Genomic DNA, 21,778 nt, shown 5'->3' with positions numbered 1-21,778 from the left:
CTCGTGAGCGCCCCGCCGAGCTCGTGAGCCACGCCCCTCCTGAGCCCAGGACGTCCCGTGGCTCACGAGTTCGGCGAACGGTTCACGAGTTCGGCGGCGGGTTCGCGAGCTCGGCTAAGGGCTCGTGCGCCCGGTGACCTCGGCGAACCGGTCTCGAGTTCGGTGAGGGGTGGGGAAGTCCTCATATGTGCCGCTCAGCGGCCGAAGAGAGACCCGAGACGGTTCATGGATGGACCGGAGCACTTTCCACGGATGGATGTACAAGTGATAGTCGTGACGCGTCTGAACGGGCCGCCCTTCGCGGTCAACCCGGACCTCGTGCAGCGCATCGACAGCGCACCCGACACGATCCTCACGCTCGTCGACGGCACCAAGTACATCGTCCAAGAGTCCATGCACGAGATCATCGAGCTGGTCAACGAGCACCGCTCGCACATGATCGCCCGGGCCCAGGAGATCCAACGCGGGGACCTCGAGTCCGCACGCGAGGGCCGGGCGAGCCTGCGCAGCGCCCCCGACCTTCCCCGTGACGACCGTCCGCGAGACGACCAGGATCACCGATCCGGCACCTCGCCTGCGTCGCAACAACCCGAGCTGGCCTTGGTGAAGCGCATTTCCGAGGAGGACGCATAGTGGATCCGGCATCTCTGGTCGGGCTGCTGATCGCCTTCGGGGCGATCATCGCGGCCATCTACATCGAGGGCGCCACGCCCATGTCGGTGCTGCTCCCGGCGCCGATGATCCTCGTGTTCGTGGCGACCTTCGGCGCCACCCTCGCCGGCGGGACGCTGCGCGACGCGATCGGTGGGCTCAAGGCCCTGCCCGGGGCCTTCACCCGCAAGCCGACGTCGGCCGACGAGTCGATCGACACGATCGTCGGCCTCGCCGAGCGGGCCCGCCGTGAGGGTCTCCTCGCGCTCGAGGACGCCGCCCGCGAGATCGACGACGAGTTCCTCAAGTCGGGCCTGCGGTCTGCGATCGACGGGACCGACCCGGAAGACCTGCGGGTCATCCTGGAAGACCGCATCCACTCCAAGCGGCAGTCCGACAAGACGTCCTACAAGTTCTTCAACGACATGGGCGGGTATGCGCCCACCATCGGGATCGTGGGAACCGTCGTCTCCCTCGTGCACGTGCTCGAGAACCTCGCCGACCCTTCGGAGCTGGGACACATGATCGCGGCGGCCTTCGTCGCGACCCTGTGGGGCATCGCCTCCGCGAACATCATGTGGTTCCCGATCGCGAACCGGCTCAAGCGGCTCTCCGAGCTCGAGTGCGCCCAGATGGAACTGGTCGTCGAGGGACTGCTCTCCGTGCAGGCCGGTGCGAACCCGCGGCTCGTGGGAGAGCGGCTGCGCAGCCTCGTGCCTGCGAACGAGCTGCGGGCGAAGGAAGCAGCGTGAGCAGCGCGCCGCGCGGCAAGAAGCGCGCCGTCGAGGAGGAGCACGACGACAAGGAACGCTGGCTGGTGAGCTACGCGGACATGATGACCGTGCTCGTCGCGCTGTTCATCGTGCTCTACGCGATGAGCGCGGTCGACGTCGACAAGTTCAACGAGCTCCGCACCTCCCTGGCCGCCGGGTTCGGCGCCCCACAGGTCTCGATCCTCACCGACGGGGCCGGGGTCATGCCTGACACGAGCTCCCAGGTCACCGTCCCCACGATCGACTCCATCATCCCCGTGCTGAGCAAGGACGTGGCCGACCAGGCCGGGGTGGCCGGGGACGGGACCGCCTCCGGGACCGCGACCGGCGAGGACATCGCGGCGGCCGACCTGGCCGCTGCCCGCGCCGAGTACGAGAGCCTGGAAGACCTCGCCGCGCGCATCGACGTCGCGCTGGCCACCGAAGGCCTCGGCGGGGCGCTGCAGTTCCGGATCAACGAGCGCGGGCTGATCATCGGTATGGTCACCGACGAGGTGTTCTTCGCCGCCGAGAGCCCCGCGCTGACCGCGACGTCCCAGCTCGTCGTGGACACGGTGTCCCCCTTCCTGGTGCCTCTCCCCAACGAGATCTCCATCGAGGGGCACGCCAACTCCGTGCCCACGACGTCGTACACGACCAACTGGGAGCTGTCCTCGGACCGGGCGACGCAGGTGCTGCGCCGGCTCGTGGAGGTCGGCGGGCTGCCCGGCGCCCGAGCCGCCGCGGTCGGCTACGGAGACGCCCGCCCGCTGCTGCCCAACGAGACGGCGGAAGGCCTGGCGGGCAACCGGCGGGTCGACCTGGTCGTGCTGAGCGACAAACCCGAACGAATCCGGGAACTCCTCCCGTTGATTCCCAACAGCGAGGGGGAGTAAGCACGATGCCCATCGAACAGCGAGTGATGAACGCACCGCGCACGCCGATCGGCGGACGCCCGAGCGCTGCCCCGGCCGAGACGCCGGCAGCTGACGACGCACCGAAGTCCGGCAAGAAGAAGAAGATCCTGATCCTTGTCGTCGCGCTTCTGGTGGTGCTGGTCGCCGCGGCGGCCTACTTCCTCGTGCTCGCCCCGAAGGGCGAAGCGAGCGTCGAACCGCCACCTGAGCCGGGGGAGGTGCTCACCGTCGAGGCGATGAGCATCAACCTCGCGGAGGGTCACTACCTGCGCCTGGGGCTGGGGCTGCAGATGACCGCCGAGGCGCTCGAGGCAGACTCGGCGAAGGCCCGCGATGCAGCCATCGCCCTCTTCTCCGGCCGCACGGTCGAGGAGATCTCCGACCCGGTCACGCGCGAGGCGCTCAAGACCGAGCTTGCCCATGTGCTTGCCGAGCTGTACGAGGGCGAGGTGATGGGGGTCTACCTGACCGACTACGTCACTCAGTGAGTGACCAGTGACCGGCACGGACGCCGGTGATCCGGGGCGCCATGGAGGGCGCCGCACGACCTGACGACGCACGCTGACTCCCCTTCGGGGGACGGGGTGCTGCGACGTCCAGGGGTGGAGAGCACGCGAGCCGCTTTTCCTCATACCCGCACCGCGCGTGCCGATGTTGGCCTTCGTGACGGTTCAGGACAAGGCGCGCACCGCGACGCGCCGACAACGCCCAGCTCAGCCGGAGGCCTACGACTTCCGGCGCCCGATGACTCTTGCCCGTGAGCACGGTCGAGCGTTCGAGATGTCCTTCGAGACCTTCGCCCGCCAGTGGGGCACCCAGCTGACCTCCCGCCTGCGCGTCATGGTCGGGGTCTCCCTCGACGGCGTCGAGATGGTCTCCTACGACGAGTACGTCCGCCGGCTTCCCACGCACACCACCATGGTGCTGTGCTCGGTCGAGCAGACCCGCTCGACGGCGGTGCTCCAGTTCCCCAGCGACACGTCGCTGCTGTGGGTGGACTACGTGCTCGGCGGGCCGGGGCTGGTCCGCGAGGAACCCCCGCGCGAGCTCACCGAGATCGAGTCGACGCTCATCTCCGAGATGCTCGCTGGAGCGCTCGCCGATCTGCGCTATGCCTTCGCCGCCGTCGTGCCGCTCGACGTGCGGGTTCGCTCGATCCAGTACAACCCGCAGTTCGTGCAGGCCGTCCCGGCCTCCGACGCGGTCATCGTGGCGACCTTCACCCTGGTGATCGCCGAGCGGGCCACCTCGGCCACGCTCATGATCCCCGCCGACGTGCTGCTGGCGTCGCTGCGCGCGGGGGAGGGCGTGGTGCTGCGCAGCAAGGAAGAAGAGGCCGACCGCGCGACCGCGAGCCGCCGCCTGCATCAGACCATGCACACCGTGCCCGTCGACGTCGGGGTGCGCATGCGTCCGCTGACCATCCACCCGCGCGACGTCGTCCACCTCGCCATCGGTGAGGTCATCCACCTGAACCACCCCGTGTCCCGCCCGCTCGACGTGGTGGTGGGCGACCTCGTCCTGGCCCGCGGCGTGGCAGGGAACAACGGACGACAACTGGCCTGCAAGATCGTGGACGCTGAGGAGACAGACTGATGAACACCACCGACGCGGGGCTCACCCCCGAGATCGCCCAGCTCACCCAGGGCGCCGCCGACGCGCTCGCCCTCCTCGTGCCCTCCGACGTCCCGCTCACCGCGGTCGCCCAGCGCTCGGGCTACGGGCCCTCACCCGACGAGGTGTCCGTCACCGCGTCCCTCGTCGGCGCACGGAGCGCCGACCTCGTCGTCGTCGCCAAGTCCGCGATCGAGGAGGCGCTCTCCGGCGCCGGCGCCGGCGCGCTCATCTCGGTCGCCGACGCGCTGCGCCCGGCCCTCGAGGCCGCCGGTGCCACCCTCGGTGAGGGGGTGCTCGGGGAGGCGCAGATCCGCGACGCCGGCACCGCCTTCGGAGCCGACGACGTGCACGTCTTCTCCCTCGAGGCCGCCGGACAGGTCCGTGGCTGGTTCGGGCTGCGCCTGCGCGCCGATCACAACGTCGCTGCGGTGACAGCCGCCGCCCCCCGCGGAGGCATGGTCGGGGACAACCTGCGCCTGCTCTACGACGTCGAGATGACGCTGACCGCCGAGATCGGCCGGGCCAAGCTGCCGGTCCGACAGGTGCTCGAGCTCCTCCCCGGCGCCATCATCGAGCTCGACCGGGTCGCGGGCAGCCCCGCTGACCTCATGGTCAACGGCCGACTCATCGCCCGCGGCGAAGTTGTGGTCATCGACGAGGACTACGGGATCCGGATCACCGAGATCGTCGACCAGGCGGAGGCCTCTGCCTGATGGACACCGCCGTCCTCGCCGTGCGCACGATCCTCTCGTTGACAGTCGTCCTCGGCCTCATCTGGTATGCGGGCCGCCGCTTGAACGACTCGACGAGCGGACGCGACGCCCGCGGGGACGGCATGCTCGCCGGCTGGGTACGCAAGGCCGGCGGCGTCGTCGGCCGCGCCCCGGCCCGGGGAGGCCGCCGCGCCGCGCGCGCGCCGGTCGTGTCCGTCGTCGGCCGCCAGGCGATCGGCCCCAAGGCGAGCGTCGCCGTGGTCGACGTCGGTGGTCAGCGCCTCGTGCTCGGTGTCAGCGAGGCCGGGGTCACCTTGTTGACGACGATGGACACCCCGATCGAGGAGGTCGTGATCGAGGAGGTCGCCGTCGCGGCGGTCACCACCCCGGCGGTGACTACCCCGCCGGTCGACCTCCCCACCTTCGACGAGGCGCTGGCCGCGGCGACCGCCGCCCCCAAGACCGCCAACCCCAGGGCCGCCGCTCCCCAGACCGTTGACCCCCGGACCGCCGCTCCCCAGACCGCCGATCCCCAGACCGCCGCCCCCCGGACGGGCCGCGTCGCCGGCTCCGTCCTCTCCCCGGCCACCTGGCGCCAGGCCCGCGCCGCGCTGCGCCCGGGACCCACCCCATGACCCGGAACCCCCCGCTGAGTGCGGCCGAACGGCTGCCCACACCGGACATCGGCCAGCCATCTGCCCGCACTCAGCGAGGGGGAGCGGGGTGGTGGGCCCGCGGCATGCTGCTTGCGGTCGTCGCTCTCGTGACGGTGCTGGGTGGCGTGGCCACCTCCGGAGGGGACGCGTACGCGGCCGGGGCCGACAGCATCACCGTGGCTGCGGCGTCGGGCACGGTGCTGCCAGCGCTGCCAGCGCTGCCGGCCGCGCCCGGGGACCCGCTCGACCCGCTCGACCCGATCGACCCCGTCGCCCCGGTCGAGGAGGCCCCCGGCATCGTCTCGATCAACGTCAACGGCGACAACGCGAAGCCGTCCAGCTCGGTCGTCGTGCTGCTGGGCATCACCGTGCTGTCCGTGGTGCCCTCGCTGCTCCTCATGATGACAAGCTTCACGAAGATCTTCGTGGTGCTGGCCCTGACCCGCAACGCCCTCGGGCTCACCGGTGTGCCGCCCAACCAGGTGCTCGCCGGGCTCGCGCTGTTCCTCTCCCTGTTCATCATGGCTCCCGTGCTGACCAGCGTGAACGACCTCGGTGTCCAGCCCTACCTCAGCGGCGGTCTCGACTTCGCCGCCGCCCTGGACGCCGGCTCCGCGCCGCTGCGGGAGTTCATGCTCGGGCAGACCCGGGAGGAGGACATCGCCCTCATCACCCGGGCCGCCGACCAGGCCAACCCGACCGACGCCGCTTCCGTGCCGATGCTCACGCTCATCCCGGCCTTCATGCTGTCCGAGCTCCGGGCCGCGTTCATCATCGGCTTCGTCATCTTCATCCCCTTCCTCATCATCGACCTCGTGGTGTCCGCCTCGCTCATGTCCATGGGCATGATGATGCTGCCGCCGGTGATGATCTCGCTGCCGTTCAAGCTCCTGCTCTTCGTCCTCATCGACGGGTGGGGCCTGATCGTCACCGCCCTCGTCGGAAGCTACGGATAGGCCCCCCGTGGACACCTCAGCCGTTCTCGACCTCGGCGTGCAAGGCCTGATCATCGCGGCCAAGCTGTGCGCCCCCATCCTCATCACGGCCCTCGTCGTGGGCTTCGCCGTGTCCCTGCTCCAGTCGATCACCCAGGTGCAGGAGGTGACCTTGAGCTTCGTCCCCAAGGCCATCGCCGTCTCGTTCGCGCTGCTGATCACCGGTCACTGGATGATCGCGGAGATGGTGGCCTTCACCCACGAGCTCTTCGGGCGCATCCCCGGCCTGCTGGGCGGCTGACCCGCGATGACGCTGAGCCTGTCGCTCGCCACGGTGGAGTCGCTCATGCTCGTGAGCGTGCGGATGATCGCCTTCCTCGTGATCGCCCCACCGTTCGCGCACAAGGGCATCCCCGCCACGGTCCGAGTCATGTTCGCGCTCGGGCTGGCGCTCGCGGTCACCCCGCGGGTGAGCGGCCCGTCCGCGGCGGACACCGCCGCCTACATGGGCGCGCTCGTCCAGCAGGTCCTGATCGGCGCGGCGCTCGGCTTCCTCGTCGCCCTCGTCTTCTCCGCCGTGCAGTCCGCGGGTTCGCTCATCGACCTCATGGGCGGCTTCTCCCTGTCCCAGGGGTTCGACCCGATGACGCAGGTCAACGGTGCCCAGTTCGCCCGCCTCTACCAGCTCACCGCGATCGTGCTGCTCTTCGCCTCGGAGGGCTACCAGATGGTGATCCTCGGTCTGGTGCGCACCTTCGACGCGGTGCCGCTGGGCGCCACCCTCGACCTGGCCCGGATGGGCGCGGCCGTCACCGAAGGGCTCACCGGGATGTTCCTGGCCGCCCTGCAGATCTCCGGCCCGCTCGTCGTCGTGCTCTTCCTGGCCGACGTCGGGCTCGGCCTGCTCACCCGGGTCGCCCCCGCGCTCAACGCGTTCGCGCTCGGCTTCCCGCTGAAGATCTTGCTCACGCTGTCCCTGTCCGCGCTGACCTTCCTCGCGCTGCCGCGGATCATCGCGTCCCTCACCGGGACGTCCCTGTCGACCATCGTGGGGGTGACCTCATGAGCGGCGACTCCGGGGAGAAGAGCGAGAAGGCCACACCGAAGCGGATGAAGGAGGTCCGCAAGGAGGGGTCGCTGCAGAAGTCCCAGGACCTCAGCTCCTGGCTGGGGATCGGGGCCGCGGCCGTCATGCTGCCGTCGGTCCTCTCCGGTGCTGGCGCGGCCGCCGTCGAGCAGCTGACGCAGGTGCGGGACGTCATCGCCAACCCCGACCCGCTCATCCTGGTCGACCTCCTCGGCGCCGGCCTGGACACCATTCTGCGCTCGCTCACCCCGCTGCTCATCGTCGTGGTGCTGGCCGCGATCATCGCCAACGGCGCCCAGGGCGGGTTCCACGTCTCCACCAAGAAGCTCAAGCCGCGGTTCAGCCAGTTCAACATCCCCAAGGGCATCAAGAACACCTTCGGCGCCCAGTCGTGGTGGCAGGGAGCCAAGGCGCTGGCCAAGACCGCAGTCGTGGGCGGGGTCCTCTACCTCGCGATCCAGGAGCTCATGCCCGTGCTGCTCACTGCCGGTGGCCTGTCGATCTCGTCGCTGCTCACCGCGGCCGGAGGCGGGATCAGCACCCTGCTGTGGAGCGCGATCGCGGCGGGACTCGCCCTGGCCGTGGCCGACATCATCGTCATCCAGCGCCGCAACCTCAAGAAGACCCGGATGTCTCGCTATGAGATCAAGCAGGAGAACAAGGCGTCCGAGGGGGACCCCCAGCTCAAGGGGGCGATCCGGTCCAAGCAGCTGTCCATGAGCCGCAACCGGATGATCTCCGCGGTGGCCAACGCCGACGTCGTGCTCGTCAACCCCACCCACGTCGCGGTCGCGATCACGTACGAGCCGGGCACCGGCGCCCCGCGCGTGGTGGCCAAGGGCGCCGGGCACGTGGCCACCCGGATCCGGGAGAAGGCCGCCGAGGCGCGCGTCCCGATGATCGAGGACATCCCGCTGGCCCGGGCCCTGCACGGGGCCTGCGAGCTCGGCCAGGAGATCCCCGCAGAGCTGTACACCGCCGTCGCCCAGGTCCTCGCCTTCGTCATGGCGCTCAAGCGCCGTGGCGGCGGGACCGGGGGAATCCGCACGATGACCACCCCCACGACCGTCCCTCCCGCACCGTCGAAGGCCGCAGCATGACCTCCGCCCACCAGCCCCACCAGCCCCGCCCGCCCCGCCCGCTCGTCCAGCGCCCGTCCCCGAAGGAGGCCCGACCATGAAGGCTCGTGACCTTGGCAAGATGGCGGTGCCGGTCGGCGTCGTCGGCATCGTGATGCTCCTGGTGATCCCGCTGCCCGCCTGGATGCTCGACCTGCTCATCGTGGTCAACATCGTCGGCTCGCTCGTCATCCTGCTCACCACGATGTACGTCCAGCGCCCGCTGGACTTCTCGGTGTTCCCCTCGCTCATCCTCATCGCGACGCTGTTCCGGCTGGGCCTCAACGTGGCCTCGACCCGGCTCGTGCTGCGCGACGGCTACGCCGGAGAGGTGATCGGCGCCTTCGGTCACTTCGTCGTCGGGGGCTCGCTCATCATCGGGCTGGTCATCTTCCTCATCCTCGTGGTCATCCAGTTCGTCGTCATCACCAACGGCGCCGGGCGGGTCGCCGAGGTCGGTGCCCGCTTCACCCTCGACGCGATGCCGGGCAAGCAGATGGCCATCGACGCCGACCTCAACTCGGGCCTGATCACCGAGGAGCAGGCCCGCAAGCGCCGCGCCGACGTCGCAGCCGAGGCCGACTTCTACGGCGCGATGGACGGTGGGTCCAAGTTCGTCAAGGGCGACGCCATCGCGGGCATCATCATCACGATCATCAACCTCGTCGGCGGCATCGCGATCGGCCTGATGCAGCGCGGGATGGAGATCGGGGAAGCCATCGAGACGTACTCCCTGCTGACCATCGGCGACGGCCTCGTCACCCAGATCCCGGCGCTGCTGGTCTCGGTCTCGACCGGCCTCATCGTCACCCGGGCGACCGCCGAGTCCGACCTGGGCAGCTCGGCGAGCAAGCAGCTCTCCCAGTCCCGCACCTCCCTGCTCATCGCCGGCAGCGCCGCGGTCGCCCTCGCTCTGCTGCCCGGCATGCCCAAGCTGCCCTTCGTGCTGGTCGGCGCGGGCCTGCTGCTCGCAGCGCAGCGGATCAAGGCGAACGAGGCGAAGGCCGCCCAGGAGGTCCTGCTCGACGCCGCGATCGCCACGGTCGGTCCGGCAGCGGACACCCCCGAGAAGCTCATCGAGGAGATGCGCGTCTCCGCCCTGGAGATCCTCCTCGCCCCAGACCTCGTCGACCTCGTCAGCGCCGGGTCCGACGACGACCTGCTCGCCCGGATCCGCGGGCTGCGGCGCAAGATCGCCCTCGACCTCGGCATCGTCGTGCCGCCCGTGCGCACCCGCGACTCCGTCGAGCTGCCGTCGGCGACCTACGTGCTGCGGATCTCCGGGGTCGAGGCGGCCCGCGGGGAGGTCCCCCCCGGGCGGGTGCTCGCCCTCGGCGACGACCTCGGGTCGCTGCCCGGCACCGAGGTGCACGAGCCCGTGTTCGGGCTCGCGGGGAAGTGGGTCCCGGCCGAGATGCGGTTCGCCGCGGAGATGACCGGGGCGACCGTCGTCGACCGCGTCTCCGTCCTCATCACCCACCTGAGCAGCGTCATCACCGAGAACGCCGACCGGCTGCTGAGCCGGGAGGACGTGCGGGTGCTCACCGAGGGCGTCAAGCAGGTCAACCCGGCCGTCGTCGACGAGCTCGTCCCCAACCTGCTCACCCTCGGTGAGGTGCAGCGGGTGCTGCAGCGCCTGCTGGCCGAGCAGGTGCCGATCCGCGACCTCGGTCGCATCTACGAGGCGCTCACCCTGCGGGCGAAGGTCAGCACCGACCCCGAGGGGCTGGTCGAGGCCGCCCGCGCCACCCTCGCCCCGGCGCTGACCGCCCAGCACTCCCGCGACGGCGTGCTGCAGGTCATGACGCTCGACCCGGTGCTCGAGCAGGCGCTCCTGGAGGGACTGCGCCCGGGGGAGCACGGCACCCAGATCCTGCTCGACCCGAACCGCCTCGAAGGCATGCTGCAGTCCTTCACGAAGCTGCGCATCATGGTCGAGAACCAAGGCAGCACGGGGGTGCTGGTCTGCGCACCGGCGCTGCGCCCCGCGTTGCGTGCGCTCATCGCCATGCACCACGGCGAGGCGCCGGTCATGTCCTACTCCGAGGTCACCGGATCCGGTGTGAAGATCGAAGCGGTGGGGGTGGTCCGCGATGTCGAAGCGATTGCTGCTTGAGGGGACCGACCTGGAGGCCCTGATGGTCAGGGTCCGGGCCGAGCTGGGCCCGCGCGCGCGGGTCGTCAAGGCCGAACGGGTGCGCTCGGGCGGGGTCGGCGGGTTCTTCGCCAAGGAGCGGTTCGAGCTCACCGTCGACGTGCCCGACGACGCAGCTCCGGTCCAGCGCGTGCCGGCCCGTCCGGTCGGCGGGGTTGCCGGCGGGGCCTACGGCGGGGCTCACGGCGGGGCGGCCGGACGGTCGGGTAGGGCCGGGGAGGACGAGCCGGTCACCACCGCGGTCGGGATCGAGGCGCTCCTGGCCGCAGCCGACGCCGCGGACCGGCACGGCGCAGAGCTGGGCCGGGCCGCGGAGCCCGGGGACCTCTCGACCGAGCAGCACACCTTCGTCTCCGTCCTCGACGCCGTCCGCCAGCTCGCCTCGGAGACCACGGCCACAGCGGCCGACGCGGCGGCCGAGGCGGCCTGGCCGCCGGTCGCGCCGGGGCCGAGGGTCTACGGACGCACCGCGCGCGGGGGACGGGCACCCGGTCGCTGGGCGGGGGAGGCCTTGCAGGGTGAGGTCATCCCCCCGACGGTCACCTCGGCCGAGTTCGTCGTCGTGCGCCGGACCGGGGCCACCTTGCGTGAGCTGGCGGACCTGGGCCTGCCTCGGCGGATCCTCGCGAAGCTGCCGCAGACCCAGGAGCGGTACACCCTGTCCCAGGTGCTCTCCTACGTCCCGCGCGCACCCGAGCTCGTCCGCGACCCGGCCGCGGTCATCGTCGTGGCAGGTCAGGGTGAGGCGGTCGTCGCGGCGGCGTCGGTGGTCGCCCGCCGGATGGGGGTCCCCGACTCCGGGGTGGCGCTCGCGGGTCGGCTCACCCCGCAGACCGGATACGGGCCGTGGGTGCTCACGGGCGTCTCCGCGCGCCGGCTGCGCGCCGCCACGGTCGAGTCGGAGACCCCGCTCGTCGTCGCGCTCGGGGTCGGCGCGGACGCGTCCGACTGGGCGATCGCCTCCGCCCTCGTGGCGTCCTTCGACCCGGACCAGGTGTGGGCGGTCGTCGAGGCGGACCGCAACGTGCTCGACGTCCGACGCTGGATGGCCGCCACGAGCGTGAACCGCCGCTACGACGCGATCACCGCGAGCAACGTCGCCAGCACGAGCGCTCCGGCCGCGATCCTCGACTTCGACGTCCCCGTCGCCATGATCGACGCGCTGCCGGCCACCGCGGTGGTGTGGGCGGCGCTGCTCAGCGAGCACCTCGCCGACCCGCAGTGGGACTGACCACGGCCGGCGCCCCGCCGGCCTCGTGAGCCGCCCGCCGAGCTCGTGAGCCGCCCGCCGAGCTCGTGAGCCACGGGCCTTCTGGGGCCGCAGGGGCCGCTCGCTCACGAGTTCGTCGGCGGATTCACGAGTTCGGCGGAGGGGGGCGGCGGTGGGTTCGCGAGTTCAGCGGCGGGAGGTGGCGAGGGGCCGGGCCGGGCTGTGGGGATGTGCTGGGGTAGTCTCGGGGCATGTTGGTGCTGACTCGACGCGTGGGGGAACAGATCCTCATCGGTGACGACATCGTCGTGACGATCCTGGATTCCCGCGGCGACGGTGTGCGGATCGGCATCGACGCCCCGCGCTCCACCCGGGTCAACCGCGCCGAGGTGGTTGCAGCCGTGAAGGAGTCGAACGTCGCCGCGACGACGGGCGACGCGGCAGCCGAGGACGACCTCCTCCGCCTGGTCACCGGGCCCCCGCCCCCGACGGCGCCCTGACGCCCGCAGACTTCATCCGCACCGCGGTATTCCGCGGCGCAGCATTCCTCATACACGCACTCTCCTGACCGATCTGCATCGGTGACGGGTAGTTCCATCCGTCGCTAGGTGGAGGGAGTGCGTCAGTGGATGACATTGACGACATCGTTCGGGAATTCCTGATCGAGAGCTACGAGAACTTGGACCAGCTGGACCAGGACCTCGTCGCGTTGGAAGGTTCGCCCGGTTCCCGGGACCTTCTCTCGAGCGTGTTCCGCACGATTCACACCATCAAGGGCACCAGCGGGTTCCTCGCTTTCGCCGCCCTCGAACGGGTCGCGCACGTGGGGGAGAGCCTGCTCGTCGAGCTGCGTGACGGCCGTCGACAGATGGACGGGCACACGACCGACGTGCTGCTGTCCATGGTCGACACGATCCGTGACTTGCTCGGGCGGATCGAGGCGACCGGCGCCGAAGCCGGCATCGAGGTCGACGCGGTGATCGCGGTGATCCAGGCTGCGCTCGACGGTACCGACGTCGCGGCCGAGGAGATCGCGGTCGACGTCGCGGAGAGCCCGGTCCCGGAGGTGCCCGCTACCGAGGTGCCTGCTGCCGAGGCCGCAGTCTCCGACGCGCCGTCGCCCATCGCCTCTGCAGAGCCCAGCGCACCCGCAGCGACTGCCGCCCCCGCAGTGGTCACCGCGCCCGCATTGGTCACCGCCCCCGCGGCGGTCGCCGCGCCCGCGGTTCTGCTCAAGGCCCCGGCCCAGGCCCAGGCCGACCCGCCCGAGACACCGACCTCCCGCGGCACGTCCGACTCCTCGATCCGGGTTGACGTCGACCTGCTCGACGCGCTCATGCGTCAGGTCGGTGAGCTCGTGCTGGTCCGCAACCAGATCGCCCAGCTCGCCGGGTCCGACTCCGACGCGGAGCTGACCCGCTCCTCCCAGCGACTCAGCCTCATCGCCTCCGAGCTGCAGGAGGGGGTCATGAAGACCCGCATGCAGCCGATCGACCACATCTGGTCGAAGATGCCACGGATCGTGCGCGACCTGGCCTCGGCCTGCGGCCGCGAGGTCCGCCTGGACATGGTCGGTGGAGACACCGAGCTCGACCGCTCCCTGCTCGAGTCCGTCAAGGACCCGCTGACGCACCTCGTGCGCAACGCGATCGACCACGGTATCGAGTCCACGACAGACCGCGTCGCGGCGGGCAAGCCCGCCACCGGCGTGCTCACCCTGCGGGCCTACCACGCCGGTGGTCAGGTCATGGTCGAGGTGCGCGACGACGGCGCGGGCATCAACCCGGAGCGAGTCGCCGCGAAGGCTCTCGAGCGAGGGCTCAGGACGGTCGAGCAGCTGGAGGCGATGGCGACCTCGGACCTCCTCAACCTCGTGTTCCTCCCGGGCTTCTCCACGGCCGCCACGGTCACGAACGTCTCCGGCCGCGGTGTCGGGATGGACGTCGTCCGGTCCAACATCGAGTCCATCGGGGGCGCGGTCGAGGTCGACAGCGAGGTCGGCAAGGGCACCACCTGGCGCCTGCGGATCCCGTTGACCCTGGCGATCATGCCTGCGCTGACGGTCCGCAGCGGGACCGAGATCTACGCGATCCCGCAGGTGAACCTGCAAGAGCTGGTCGCGCTGGACACCCAGAAGACGCAGGAGGCCATCGAGCACATCGGATCCGCCGAGGTCTACCGGCTGCGCGGTTCGCTGCTGCCACTGGTCCGCCTCAGCGACGTGCTCGGCCAGCCGCGCGGTGAGGCGGACTCCGCGGTGATCGCGGTGCTCCAGGCTGACAGCCAGCGGTTCGGCCTCGTGGTGGACAGGGTCCTCAACAACGAGGAGATCGTCGTCAAGCCGCTCGCCGCCCAGCTCAAGTCCATCGGCGTCTTCGCGGGTGCGACACTCATGGGCGACGGTCAGGTGGCGTTGATCCTCGACGTCCAGACGATCGCCCGTCGCACCCTGACCGGTGAGATCATCGACACCGACATGCGTGCGGCGGCTGGTCGGGCGGTCTCCTCGAAGGAGGTCACCGAGCTCCTCGTGGTGGGTATCGGCTCCGGGCGCCGGGTGGCGATCCCGCTCGCCCTGGTCACCCGCCTCGAGCTCGTCGCGGCCGAGCGGATCGAGCTCGTGGGAGGCCACGAGGTCATCCAGTACCGGGACGCGATCGTCCCGATCTCCCGGCTGGGACGGTCGTTGGGTTCCTACGACGACGAACCCGGTGAGGAGGTCCCACTGGTCGTCTTCACCCGCGCCGAGCGCACCGTGGCGATGGTCGTCTCCGAGATCGTCGAGATCGTCAACGACGACGGCGCCGAGCGCAGCACGGTCGACGACATCGGCCTGCTCGGCTCGATCGTCCTGTCCGGGCGGGTCACCGAGCTCCTCGACGTCCCGGCCGCGCTCACCCAGGTGGACCCGCAGTTCTACGCCGAGGCCACCGACGAGCTGTCCGCCAAGCTCGCCGTCGACGGCATCGCCGGGATCAGTGGCATCGCCGGTCTTGATCCACGCAGCTCAGAGATGGCAGGTGTCTGATGGCGACCCAGTACGTGACGTTCCGGATCGGCGACGCGTTCTACGGCGTCGAGGTCATGCGGATCTCCGAGACGCTCGGGCACCACCCCCGCACCCCGGTGCCTCTGGCCCCGGCCGGCATCGCCGGCCTGGTCAACCTCCGCGGGCAGGTCGTCCTCACGGTCGACCTGCGCCCGCGGCTGGGTCTGCCCCCGCTCGCGGCCGACGCCGAGTCGATGATGGTCGTCGTGGAGGTCGCCGACGACTCGATCAGCCTCCTTGTCGACGAGGTCGGCGAGGTCCTCACCCTCGACGAAGACCAGTTCGAGCTGCCGCCCGACACCCTCGGTGCAGACCTGCGTGAACTCATCACGGGCGCGTTCAAGCTCGAGACCGGACTGCTGCTCACCCTGGACGTCGACGCCGCCCTCGCGGCCTGAGACGTCCAACCCCCCGCTGCACGGCGTAGTACCGCACTCACCTAAGGACCCCCCATGTCTGTCGCCACCTCCTCCCGTCCGCCAGCCCTCGCGCAATCGGGCACGAGGCCCGTTCCCTCCTCCGCCCCGGACGGCGGGAGTGAGGGACCCGGGCACCCGACCGTGCGGTTCGGGATCCGGTGGCGGATCGGTGCGCTCATCGCGACCTTCGTCCTCGTCCTCGGCGTCGTCACGGTCGTCTCCGCGTTGAGCACCAAGGACCTCGCAGCCCACGCTGCGAGCATGTCCAGTGCGCAGGTCGCCATCTCCGTGCCGCTGAACAGCGTGCACCAGAACCAGCTCAAGGGCCGGATGATCGTCGCCCAGATCGCGGCCTCTCCCACCGCCGAGGCCGCGAGCGAATGGCTGGTCAAGCAGGATGAGAACGACGCTGAGGTCGACGCCGCGATCGCCATGCTCAAGGGCGCCCTGGGAGACAAGAGCGCAAACGCGACCGACTTCTACACGAACTACGGTGCCTGGCGCGACGCTCGCGACGCGACCATCGTCCCGGCCGCCCTCGACGAGGACCCGACCGTCTACATGGAGGTCCTGGACTCGGTGTCGCAGCCGCTCGTCGACAAGTATGTGGCGAACCTGGACGCCGCGGCGATCGAGATGTCGGCGTACATGAAGTCCCTCGCCGACGAGGCCGCGTCCGCGGCAACCACGTCCCAGATCACCACGATCGTGGTGAGCGTCGTCGGCGCGATCCTCGCCCTCGTCTTCGGTCTCGTCGTCGCAGGCGGGATGCGCCGGTCGGTCGTCGAGGTCCAGTCCTCGCTGCAGGCCATGGCCCGCGGTGACCTGACGGTCCCGGCGAACGTCACCTCCAAGGACGAGCTCGGCGTGATGGCGGCAGACCTCAACGAGGCGCTGCAGCGCATCCGCACGACCCTCTCGGGTGTGGTGGAGGCAGCAGGGAAGGTCAACGACTCCGCGCAGGACATGACGGCCGGCTCGGCGCAGATGACCCAGGGGGCCGAGGAGTCCAGCGCCCAGATCGGCGTCGTGGCCGCCGCGGCCGAGCAGGTCTCGCGCAACGTGCAGACCGTCGCCGCCGGTGCGGAGGAGATGGGTGCCTCGATCCGCGAGATCGCCACGAACGCGAACGAGGCGGCCAAGGTCGCACAGACCGCGACGACCGTCGCGGAGTCGACCAACGTGACGGTGGCCAAGCTCGGCACCTCGAGCCAGGAGATCGGCAACGTCGTCAAGGTGATCACCTCGATCGCCGAGCAGACGAACCTGCTCGCTCTCAACGCGACCATCGAGGCTGCCCGTGCCGGCGAGGCCGGCAAGGGCTTCGCCGTCGTGGCCAGCGAGGTCAAGGACCTCGCCCAGGAGACGGCCAAGGCCACCGAGGACATCGCCCGCCGGGTCGCCGCGATCCAGGTCGACACGGCCTCCGCGGTCGAGGCCATCGCCGAGATCTCCGCGATCATCGCGAACATCAACGACTACCAGCTGACCATCGCCTCGGCCGTCGAGGAGCAGACCGCGACGACGAACGAGATGAGCCGGTCCGTCTCCGAGGCCGCCACCGGGTCCGGGGAGATCGCCGCGAACATCTCGGGAGTGGCCGTGGCCACCGAGTCCTCGAACGTCGTCATCGCGGAGATGGGGTCGCGGGTCCGCGACCTCGCCGGGATCGCTGACGAGCTGCGGCTCAAGGTCGCCACCTTCACCTTCTGATCCCACCGCTCCTGGTTTCCCTGCACAGGCTCGCCCGGCTCACCCGCCCGGGCGGGCCTGTGCAGTCCCGATGGTGCACGACGCACCCCTCATACCCCGCACGTCCCCACATATGCCGAGGTCAACGATGAGCTCCCAACCGTCCCAGCCCCACACCACCGACGACCGGCCCGCGCAGCAGGCCGTGCATCGACGAGTCCAGGAGTGGGGCGTCGCCCGTCTCCGAAGAGGTGTGGGGAGCCGCTGGGCCGACCGGTCGATCGCCACGAAGATCATGGTCGCGGTCTCCGTCATGGCGGTCGCTGCGGTGGTCGCCGGCGGCGTGGGTGCCGCCTCGCTCGCCCAGGTCGACCGGCAGGCCGCCCAGCTCTACGACGACGACGTCCTGCCGATGCAGACCCTGTCCACCTTCCAGCAGGGCTTCCAGGCGGACCGTGCGCGGATCATCCAGTACGGGGTGGCCGACGAGGCGACACGGGCGATCCTGCAGGAGGAGCTCAAGGTGAGCCTCGCCGCCCTGCAGGACCTCATGACCGAGTACGCCCCGGCCGCGATCGAGGCCAAGGATGCCGACACGGTGACCTTCGGCCTGCGCAACTACCACTCCACCGCCCGTGCCGGGCTGTTCCCCCTGGCCCACGGCTCCGATCTGGTCGCCTACGGAGTGTTCGTCAACGAGACGATCCAGCCGCTCAGCCGTGCTGTCGTCGATCCCGTCCAGCGGGAGATGGCGGCGCACTCGGCGCGCGTGGCCGAGCGGTCTGCGCAGATCCACACCCAGACCGTGCGCTCCACGATCCTCATCGTCATCGCCACGAGTGTGGGAGCGCTCTCAGCCTTGCTGCTCGGCGCGTTCGTGGCGCGGTCCGTCCGCGCCCGGCTGCTCTCCGTGCAGAGTACACTCACCGCGCTGGGTGACGGGGACCTCACCGTCCGGTCGCAGGTGAGCGGCGGCGACGAGGTCGGCGCCCTGGCCGGTTCGCTGAGCACGGCGCAGGCCAACCTGCGGGGTCTGATGACCAAGGTGTCGGCGGCGTCCCGCACCGTGCGGGACGCCGCCGGCGACCTGGCCCAGGCGAACGACGCGGTGACGCGGGCGTCGCTGGCGACGAGCGCCCAGGCCGGTGTGGTCGCGGCCGCAGCCGGCGAGGTCAGCTCGAGCGCCCAGAACGCCTCGGCGGGGGCCGAGGAGATGGGTGCATCCATCCGGGAGATCGCCTCCAACGCCCAGGCGTCCGCCCAGGTCGCCCGGGGGGCATCGGCGGTCGCCGAGTCGGTCCAGACCTGCATCGAGGAGCTCAGCAGCTCGAGCGAGCGGATCGGTGACGTGGTCGTGGCGATCACCAAGATCGCCGCGCAGACCAACCTGCTCGCGCTCAACGCACGGATCGAGGCCGCCCGCGCCGGAGAAGCCGGGCGGGGCTTCGCCGTCGTGGCGGGGGAGGTCAAGGACCTTGCCGGGGCGACTGGGCGGGCGACCTTGGAGATCGTCTCGCGGGTCGAGGAGATCCAGGCCGGTGCGTCCGCCGCCGCGGAGTCCGTCGCCGAGATCGCCCGGATCATCGCGGCGGTCGACGACTACCAGGTGATGATCGCGTCGGCGGTCGAGGAACAGCGGGCGACGACGGCCGAGATGGCCCGCAGCGTGAGCGAGGCTGCCGCCGGCTCGGGGGAGATCGCCGGCACGATCGCCGGCGTGGCGGAGGCGGCGACCAGCTCGAGCGAGGTCCTCACCCGGATGGGGCGGACGGTCGACCACCTGCAGCAGACGTCGGTCGAGCTCGACCACCAGGTGGCCCAGTTCGTCCACTGAGGAGACGACCTGCAGACCGTCGGCTGGCAGGCCGGCCGGGCCAGTCCGGTCAGAGGATCACTCACACCCGAGGTGATCCTGCCGATAGGGCTCTCAGCGACCGCTCACCCACGTGGGTGAGCGGTCCAAGACCCCCCAACGACGACCACGGCAGCGATGCCGAGGGTCGTCTGTCGAGAGCAGGTAAGTGCGCCATGCGGTGGTACCGGAACACAAGGCACGGTGTGAATCGACCGTCGACCCGGGGAGGCGCCCTCGCCGGGGCCGTGCTCCTCGCCGTGAGCATCGGGCTCACCAGCTGTTCCGCAGACGCGGGCTCCGACAGCGAGGTGCAGCTCGTCGGCGTCGCGATGCCGACGACGACCTCGCTGCGCTGGATCGAGGACGGCGACAACGTCAAGGCGCAGCTCGAGGCCCTGGGCTACGAGGTCGAGCTGCTCTACGCCGAGAACGATGTCGCGACCCAGGTCGCCCAGCTCGACGCGATGATCGCCCACGGGGCGGACCTGCTCATCGTCGGATCCATCGACGGAACGGCGCTCACCGCCCAGCTCGCCTCTGCCGCCTCGGCAGGTATCCCGGTCATCGCGTACGACCGACTCATCCGCGACTCCCCGGACGTCGACTACTACGCGACCTTCGACAACTACCGCGTCGGCACGCAGCAGGCGACGTCGCTGCTGCAGGGCCTCGGTGTCCTCGACGACGGCGGCGCGCCGACCGGGGCGGCCGGCCCCTTCGTCGTCGAGGTCTTCGCAGGCTCACCCGACGACAACAACGCCACGGTGTTCTACACGGGGGCCTTCGACGTCCTCCAGCCCTTCCTCGACTCCGGCGTCCTCGTCGTGCCTTCGGGCCAGACGGACTTCCAGACGATCGCCATCGAGGCCTGGGACCCGGTCGGTGGAGGTCAGCGGATGGACACGCTGCTCGCAGAGACCTACGCGGGCAGCGATGAGGTCATCGACGGGATCCTGTCGCCCTACGACGGGATATCCCTGGCCATCCTCGAGTCGCTCAAGAAGGTCGGCTACGGCACACCGGACCGGCCGCTGCCGGTCATCAGCGGCCAGGACGCCGAGCTGCCCTCGGTCAAGTCGATCATCGCCGGCGAGCAGTACTCGACCATCTACAAGGACACCCGCCAGCTCGCCGAGGTGACGGTGGCCATGGGCGACGCGCTCCTCAAGGGCGTCGAACCGGAGGCGAACGACGTGACCTCCTACGACAACGGCACCAAGATCGTCCCGACCTACCTGCTCGGCCCGCTCCTGGTGACCCAGGAGACGTACACGTCGATCCTCGTCGGTGGCGGCTACTACACGGAGGACGAGCTGCGATGACTTCCCCGCAGAAGGCAACCGAGACCGGCGAACCGGCCAGGCACTGGTTCTGGGACCGCTCCGTCGGGCTGAAGATCGCCACGTCGCTCGTGGTCATGGGTGTCATGTTCGCAGCCGTCGGTGGCATCGCGGCCGTGGCGCTCGCCCGGGCCGGTGACAACCTCCAGGAGGTCACCCGGCTCACCGGCGACCTCCAGGGGGGCATGGGCGACCTGCGTGCCGCGCAGGCCGAGAGCCACCTCCTCGTCCGCCGGGCGGTCGGTGCGGTCGATCCGTCCCAGCGCCTGCAGCTGACGACGTCCTCGGAGTGGAACGACCGGTCCGTCGAGTCGCTGATCACCGAGGTCAGCACCTTCGAGCAGTCCGACACCCAGCAGTGGCGTGACTTCGTCGACCGGTGGACGGCGTGGACGCAGTACCGCGACGCCGTCGTCATGCCCCTCGTGGCAGCGGGCGACGTCACCGGCGTCGAGCAGGCGCTCGCGGCGGACGTAGCCGGTGACCCCGCGCGTGCCGGACGGGCGCTCCTGCTCGCCCAGGGACAGATCGACTTCAGCGTCGGCCGGATCCTCTCCGGCGCCGAACAGGAGGTCGCCCGGACGATCCTCGTCCTCGGTCTCTCCTTCGTCGTCGGGGCAGGTCTCGCGGTGAGCCTCGCGATCATCGTGACCCGCCGCATCACCTCCGGGATCCGGGACGTGCAGAGCTCGCTCGAGCTGCTGGCCACCGGCGACCTCACCCGCCCGGCGCGGGTGCGCTCCCGGGACGAGCTCGGGCAGATGTCACTGTCCTTCGACGTCGCCCAGGCAAACCTGCGGGAGGTCCTGGGGGGCGTCGTCGCCACGGCAGGGATCGTGGCGGCTGCCGCCGCGGAGCTCTCGTCCTCCAACCTCCAGGTCGCCGCGGGGTCTGAGGAGACCTCCACCCAGGCCGGTGTGGTGGCCGCCGCGGCCGAGCAGGTCTCGCGCAACGTCCAGACGGTTGCCGCGGGCGCCGAGCAGATGGGCGCCTCGATCCGGGAGATCGCGACGAACGCGAACGACGCCGCGAGGGTTGCGGGCGACGCCGTGCGTCACTCCGCCGCGACCGCGGTCACGGTCGGTGCCCTCGGTGACAGCTCGCAGGAGATCAGCGACGTCATCAAGGTCATCAAGAGCATCGCGAAGCAGACGAACCTGCTCGCGCTCAACGCCACCATCGAGGCCGCCCGGGCCGGGGAAGCCGGCAAGGGGTTCGCGGTCGTCGCCTCCGAGGTCAAGGAGCTGGCTGCGGAGTCCAGTCGCGCAGCGGAGGACATCGCCCGCCGGATCGGGGACATCCAGCTGCAGACCGGGTCTGCGGTCGATGCGATCAGCGAGATCTCGACGATCATCGCGAGCATCAACGACTACCAGCTGACCATCGCCTCGGCGGTCGAGGAGCAGACGGCCACGACCAACGAGATGAGCCGCAGCGTGACCGAGGCGGCAACCGGGGTCGGTGAGATCGCGGCCAACATCACCGGGGTCGCCTCAGCCGCGACGGACTCCTCCGAGGTCGTCGCCACGATGGGCGCCTCGGTCTCCGAGCTCGCCACCACGTCCGCCGACCTGCGCCAGCGCGTCGCACAGTTCACGATCTGATGCACCGA

General features: G+C 70.5%; 20 protein-coding genes. All 20 read left to right on the top strand.

Annotation, left to right across the window (positions count from 1 at the left end):
• Positions 1–273 precede the first annotated feature (273 nt).
• The 20 genes from ACWA15_RS15385 to ACWA15_RS15290 all read left to right on the top strand — a co-directional run bounded on the left by ACWA15_RS15385 (position 274) and on the right by ACWA15_RS15290 (position 21,770).
• On the top strand, positions 274–633 hold the full coding sequence (locus ACWA15_RS15385) for a flagellar FlbD family protein (RefSeq protein ID WP_464056313.1): 360 nt from the start codon (positions 274–276) through the stop codon (positions 631–633).
• On the top strand, positions 633–1,403 hold the full coding sequence (locus ACWA15_RS15380) for a motility protein A (protein ID WP_464056312.1): 771 nt from the start codon (positions 633–635) through the stop codon (positions 1,401–1,403). Before ACWA15_RS15385 ends, ACWA15_RS15380 begins: the two co-directional genes overlap by 1 nt.
• Entirely contained in the window at positions 1,400–2,299 is a 900-nt protein-coding gene (locus ACWA15_RS15375) for a flagellar motor protein MotB (RefSeq protein ID WP_464056310.1), read from the top strand. Before ACWA15_RS15380 ends, ACWA15_RS15375 begins: the two co-directional genes overlap by 4 nt.
• Positions 2,300–2,325: 26 nt before the next feature.
• Complete coding sequence (locus ACWA15_RS15370; RefSeq protein ID WP_464056308.1) at positions 2,326–2,808, top strand: flagellar basal body-associated FliL family protein; 483 nt, start codon at positions 2,326–2,328, stop codon at positions 2,806–2,808.
• Between the two features lie 175 nt (positions 2,809–2,983).
• Entirely contained in the window at positions 2,984–3,916 is a 933-nt protein-coding gene (locus ACWA15_RS15365) for a flagellar motor switch protein FliM (RefSeq protein WP_464056307.1), read from the top strand.
• A complete protein-coding gene (gene fliN / locus ACWA15_RS15360; RefSeq protein WP_464056306.1) occupies positions 3,916–4,650 on the top strand; it encodes a flagellar motor switch protein FliN in 735 nt (244 codons plus the stop codon). The genes ACWA15_RS15365 and fliN overlap by 1 nt, the downstream gene beginning before the upstream one ends.
• Complete coding sequence (locus ACWA15_RS15355; protein WP_464056304.1) at positions 4,650–5,285, top strand: FliO/MopB family protein; 636 nt, start codon at positions 4,650–4,652, stop codon at positions 5,283–5,285. Before fliN ends, ACWA15_RS15355 begins: the two co-directional genes overlap by 1 nt.
• Complete coding sequence (fliP, locus tag ACWA15_RS15350; RefSeq protein ID WP_464056303.1) at positions 5,282–6,262, top strand: flagellar type III secretion system pore protein FliP; 981 nt, start codon at positions 5,282–5,284, stop codon at positions 6,260–6,262. The genes ACWA15_RS15355 and fliP overlap by 4 nt, the downstream gene beginning before the upstream one ends.
• Positions 6,263–6,269: 7 nt before the next feature.
• On the top strand, positions 6,270–6,542 hold the full coding sequence (gene fliQ / locus ACWA15_RS15345) for a flagellar biosynthesis protein FliQ (RefSeq protein WP_464056301.1): 273 nt from the start codon (positions 6,270–6,272) through the stop codon (positions 6,540–6,542).
• A gap of 6 nt (positions 6,543–6,548) precedes the next feature.
• Positions 6,549–7,307, top strand: coding sequence for a flagellar biosynthetic protein FliR (locus ACWA15_RS15340; protein WP_464056299.1), 759 nt, complete (start codon positions 6,549–6,551; stop codon positions 7,305–7,307).
• Positions 7,304–8,428 carry an EscU/YscU/HrcU family type III secretion system export apparatus switch protein gene (locus tag ACWA15_RS15335; protein WP_464056297.1) on the top strand — a complete coding sequence of 375 codons (1,125 nt, stop codon included), beginning with the start codon at positions 7,304–7,306 and terminating at the stop codon, positions 8,426–8,428. The genes ACWA15_RS15340 and ACWA15_RS15335 overlap by 4 nt, the downstream gene beginning before the upstream one ends.
• Before the next feature lie 76 nt (positions 8,429–8,504).
• On the top strand, positions 8,505–10,562 hold the full coding sequence (locus ACWA15_RS15330; RefSeq protein WP_464056295.1) for a flagellar biosynthesis protein FlhA: 2,058 nt from the start codon (positions 8,505–8,507) through the stop codon (positions 10,560–10,562).
• Complete coding sequence (locus ACWA15_RS15325; RefSeq protein ID WP_464056293.1) at positions 10,540–11,832, top strand: hypothetical protein; 1,293 nt, start codon at positions 10,540–10,542, stop codon at positions 11,830–11,832. The genes ACWA15_RS15330 and ACWA15_RS15325 overlap by 23 nt, the downstream gene beginning before the upstream one ends.
• A gap of 230 nt (positions 11,833–12,062) precedes the next feature.
• Entirely contained in the window at positions 12,063–12,311 is a 249-nt protein-coding gene (gene csrA, locus ACWA15_RS15320) for a carbon storage regulator CsrA (protein WP_464056291.1), read from the top strand.
• A gap of 125 nt (positions 12,312–12,436) precedes the next feature.
• Positions 12,437–14,839, top strand: a complete 2,403-nt coding sequence (locus ACWA15_RS15315; protein WP_464056289.1) for a chemotaxis protein CheA — start codon at positions 12,437–12,439, stop codon at positions 14,837–14,839.
• The gene (locus tag ACWA15_RS15310; protein WP_464056287.1) at positions 14,839–15,258 is read left to right on the top strand and encodes a chemotaxis protein CheW; all 420 of its coding nucleotides are present in this window, start codon (positions 14,839–14,841) and stop codon (positions 15,256–15,258) included. The genes ACWA15_RS15315 and ACWA15_RS15310 overlap by 1 nt, the downstream gene beginning before the upstream one ends.
• A gap of 54 nt (positions 15,259–15,312) precedes the next feature.
• Positions 15,313–16,992 (top strand): methyl-accepting chemotaxis protein, encoded by a 1,680-nt coding sequence (locus ACWA15_RS15305; RefSeq protein ID WP_464056286.1) that lies wholly within the window; start codon positions 15,313–15,315, stop codon positions 16,990–16,992.
• A 232-nt stretch (positions 16,993–17,224) separates the two neighbouring features.
• The gene (locus tag ACWA15_RS15300; protein ID WP_464056284.1) at positions 17,225–18,805 is read left to right on the top strand and encodes a methyl-accepting chemotaxis protein; all 1,581 of its coding nucleotides are present in this window, start codon (positions 17,225–17,227) and stop codon (positions 18,803–18,805) included.
• A 224-nt stretch (positions 18,806–19,029) separates the two neighbouring features.
• Positions 19,030–20,148 carry a multiple monosaccharide ABC transporter substrate-binding protein gene (gene chvE, locus ACWA15_RS15295; RefSeq protein WP_464056283.1) on the top strand — a complete coding sequence of 373 codons (1,119 nt, stop codon included), beginning with the start codon at positions 19,030–19,032 and terminating at the stop codon, positions 20,146–20,148.
• Positions 20,145–21,770: a methyl-accepting chemotaxis protein gene (locus ACWA15_RS15290; RefSeq protein ID WP_464056281.1), complete on the top strand. Its 1,626-nt coding sequence runs from the start codon at positions 20,145–20,147 to the stop codon at positions 21,768–21,770. The genes chvE and ACWA15_RS15290 overlap by 4 nt, the downstream gene beginning before the upstream one ends.
• Positions 21,771–21,778: the final 8 nt, after the last annotated feature.

The sequence above is a fragment of the Sanguibacter sp. TS_SC_8 genome (assembly GCF_055361235.1).
The sequence above is the reverse complement of the archived record's forward strand: the minus strand, read 5'-3'. Positions and strand labels throughout refer to the sequence as shown.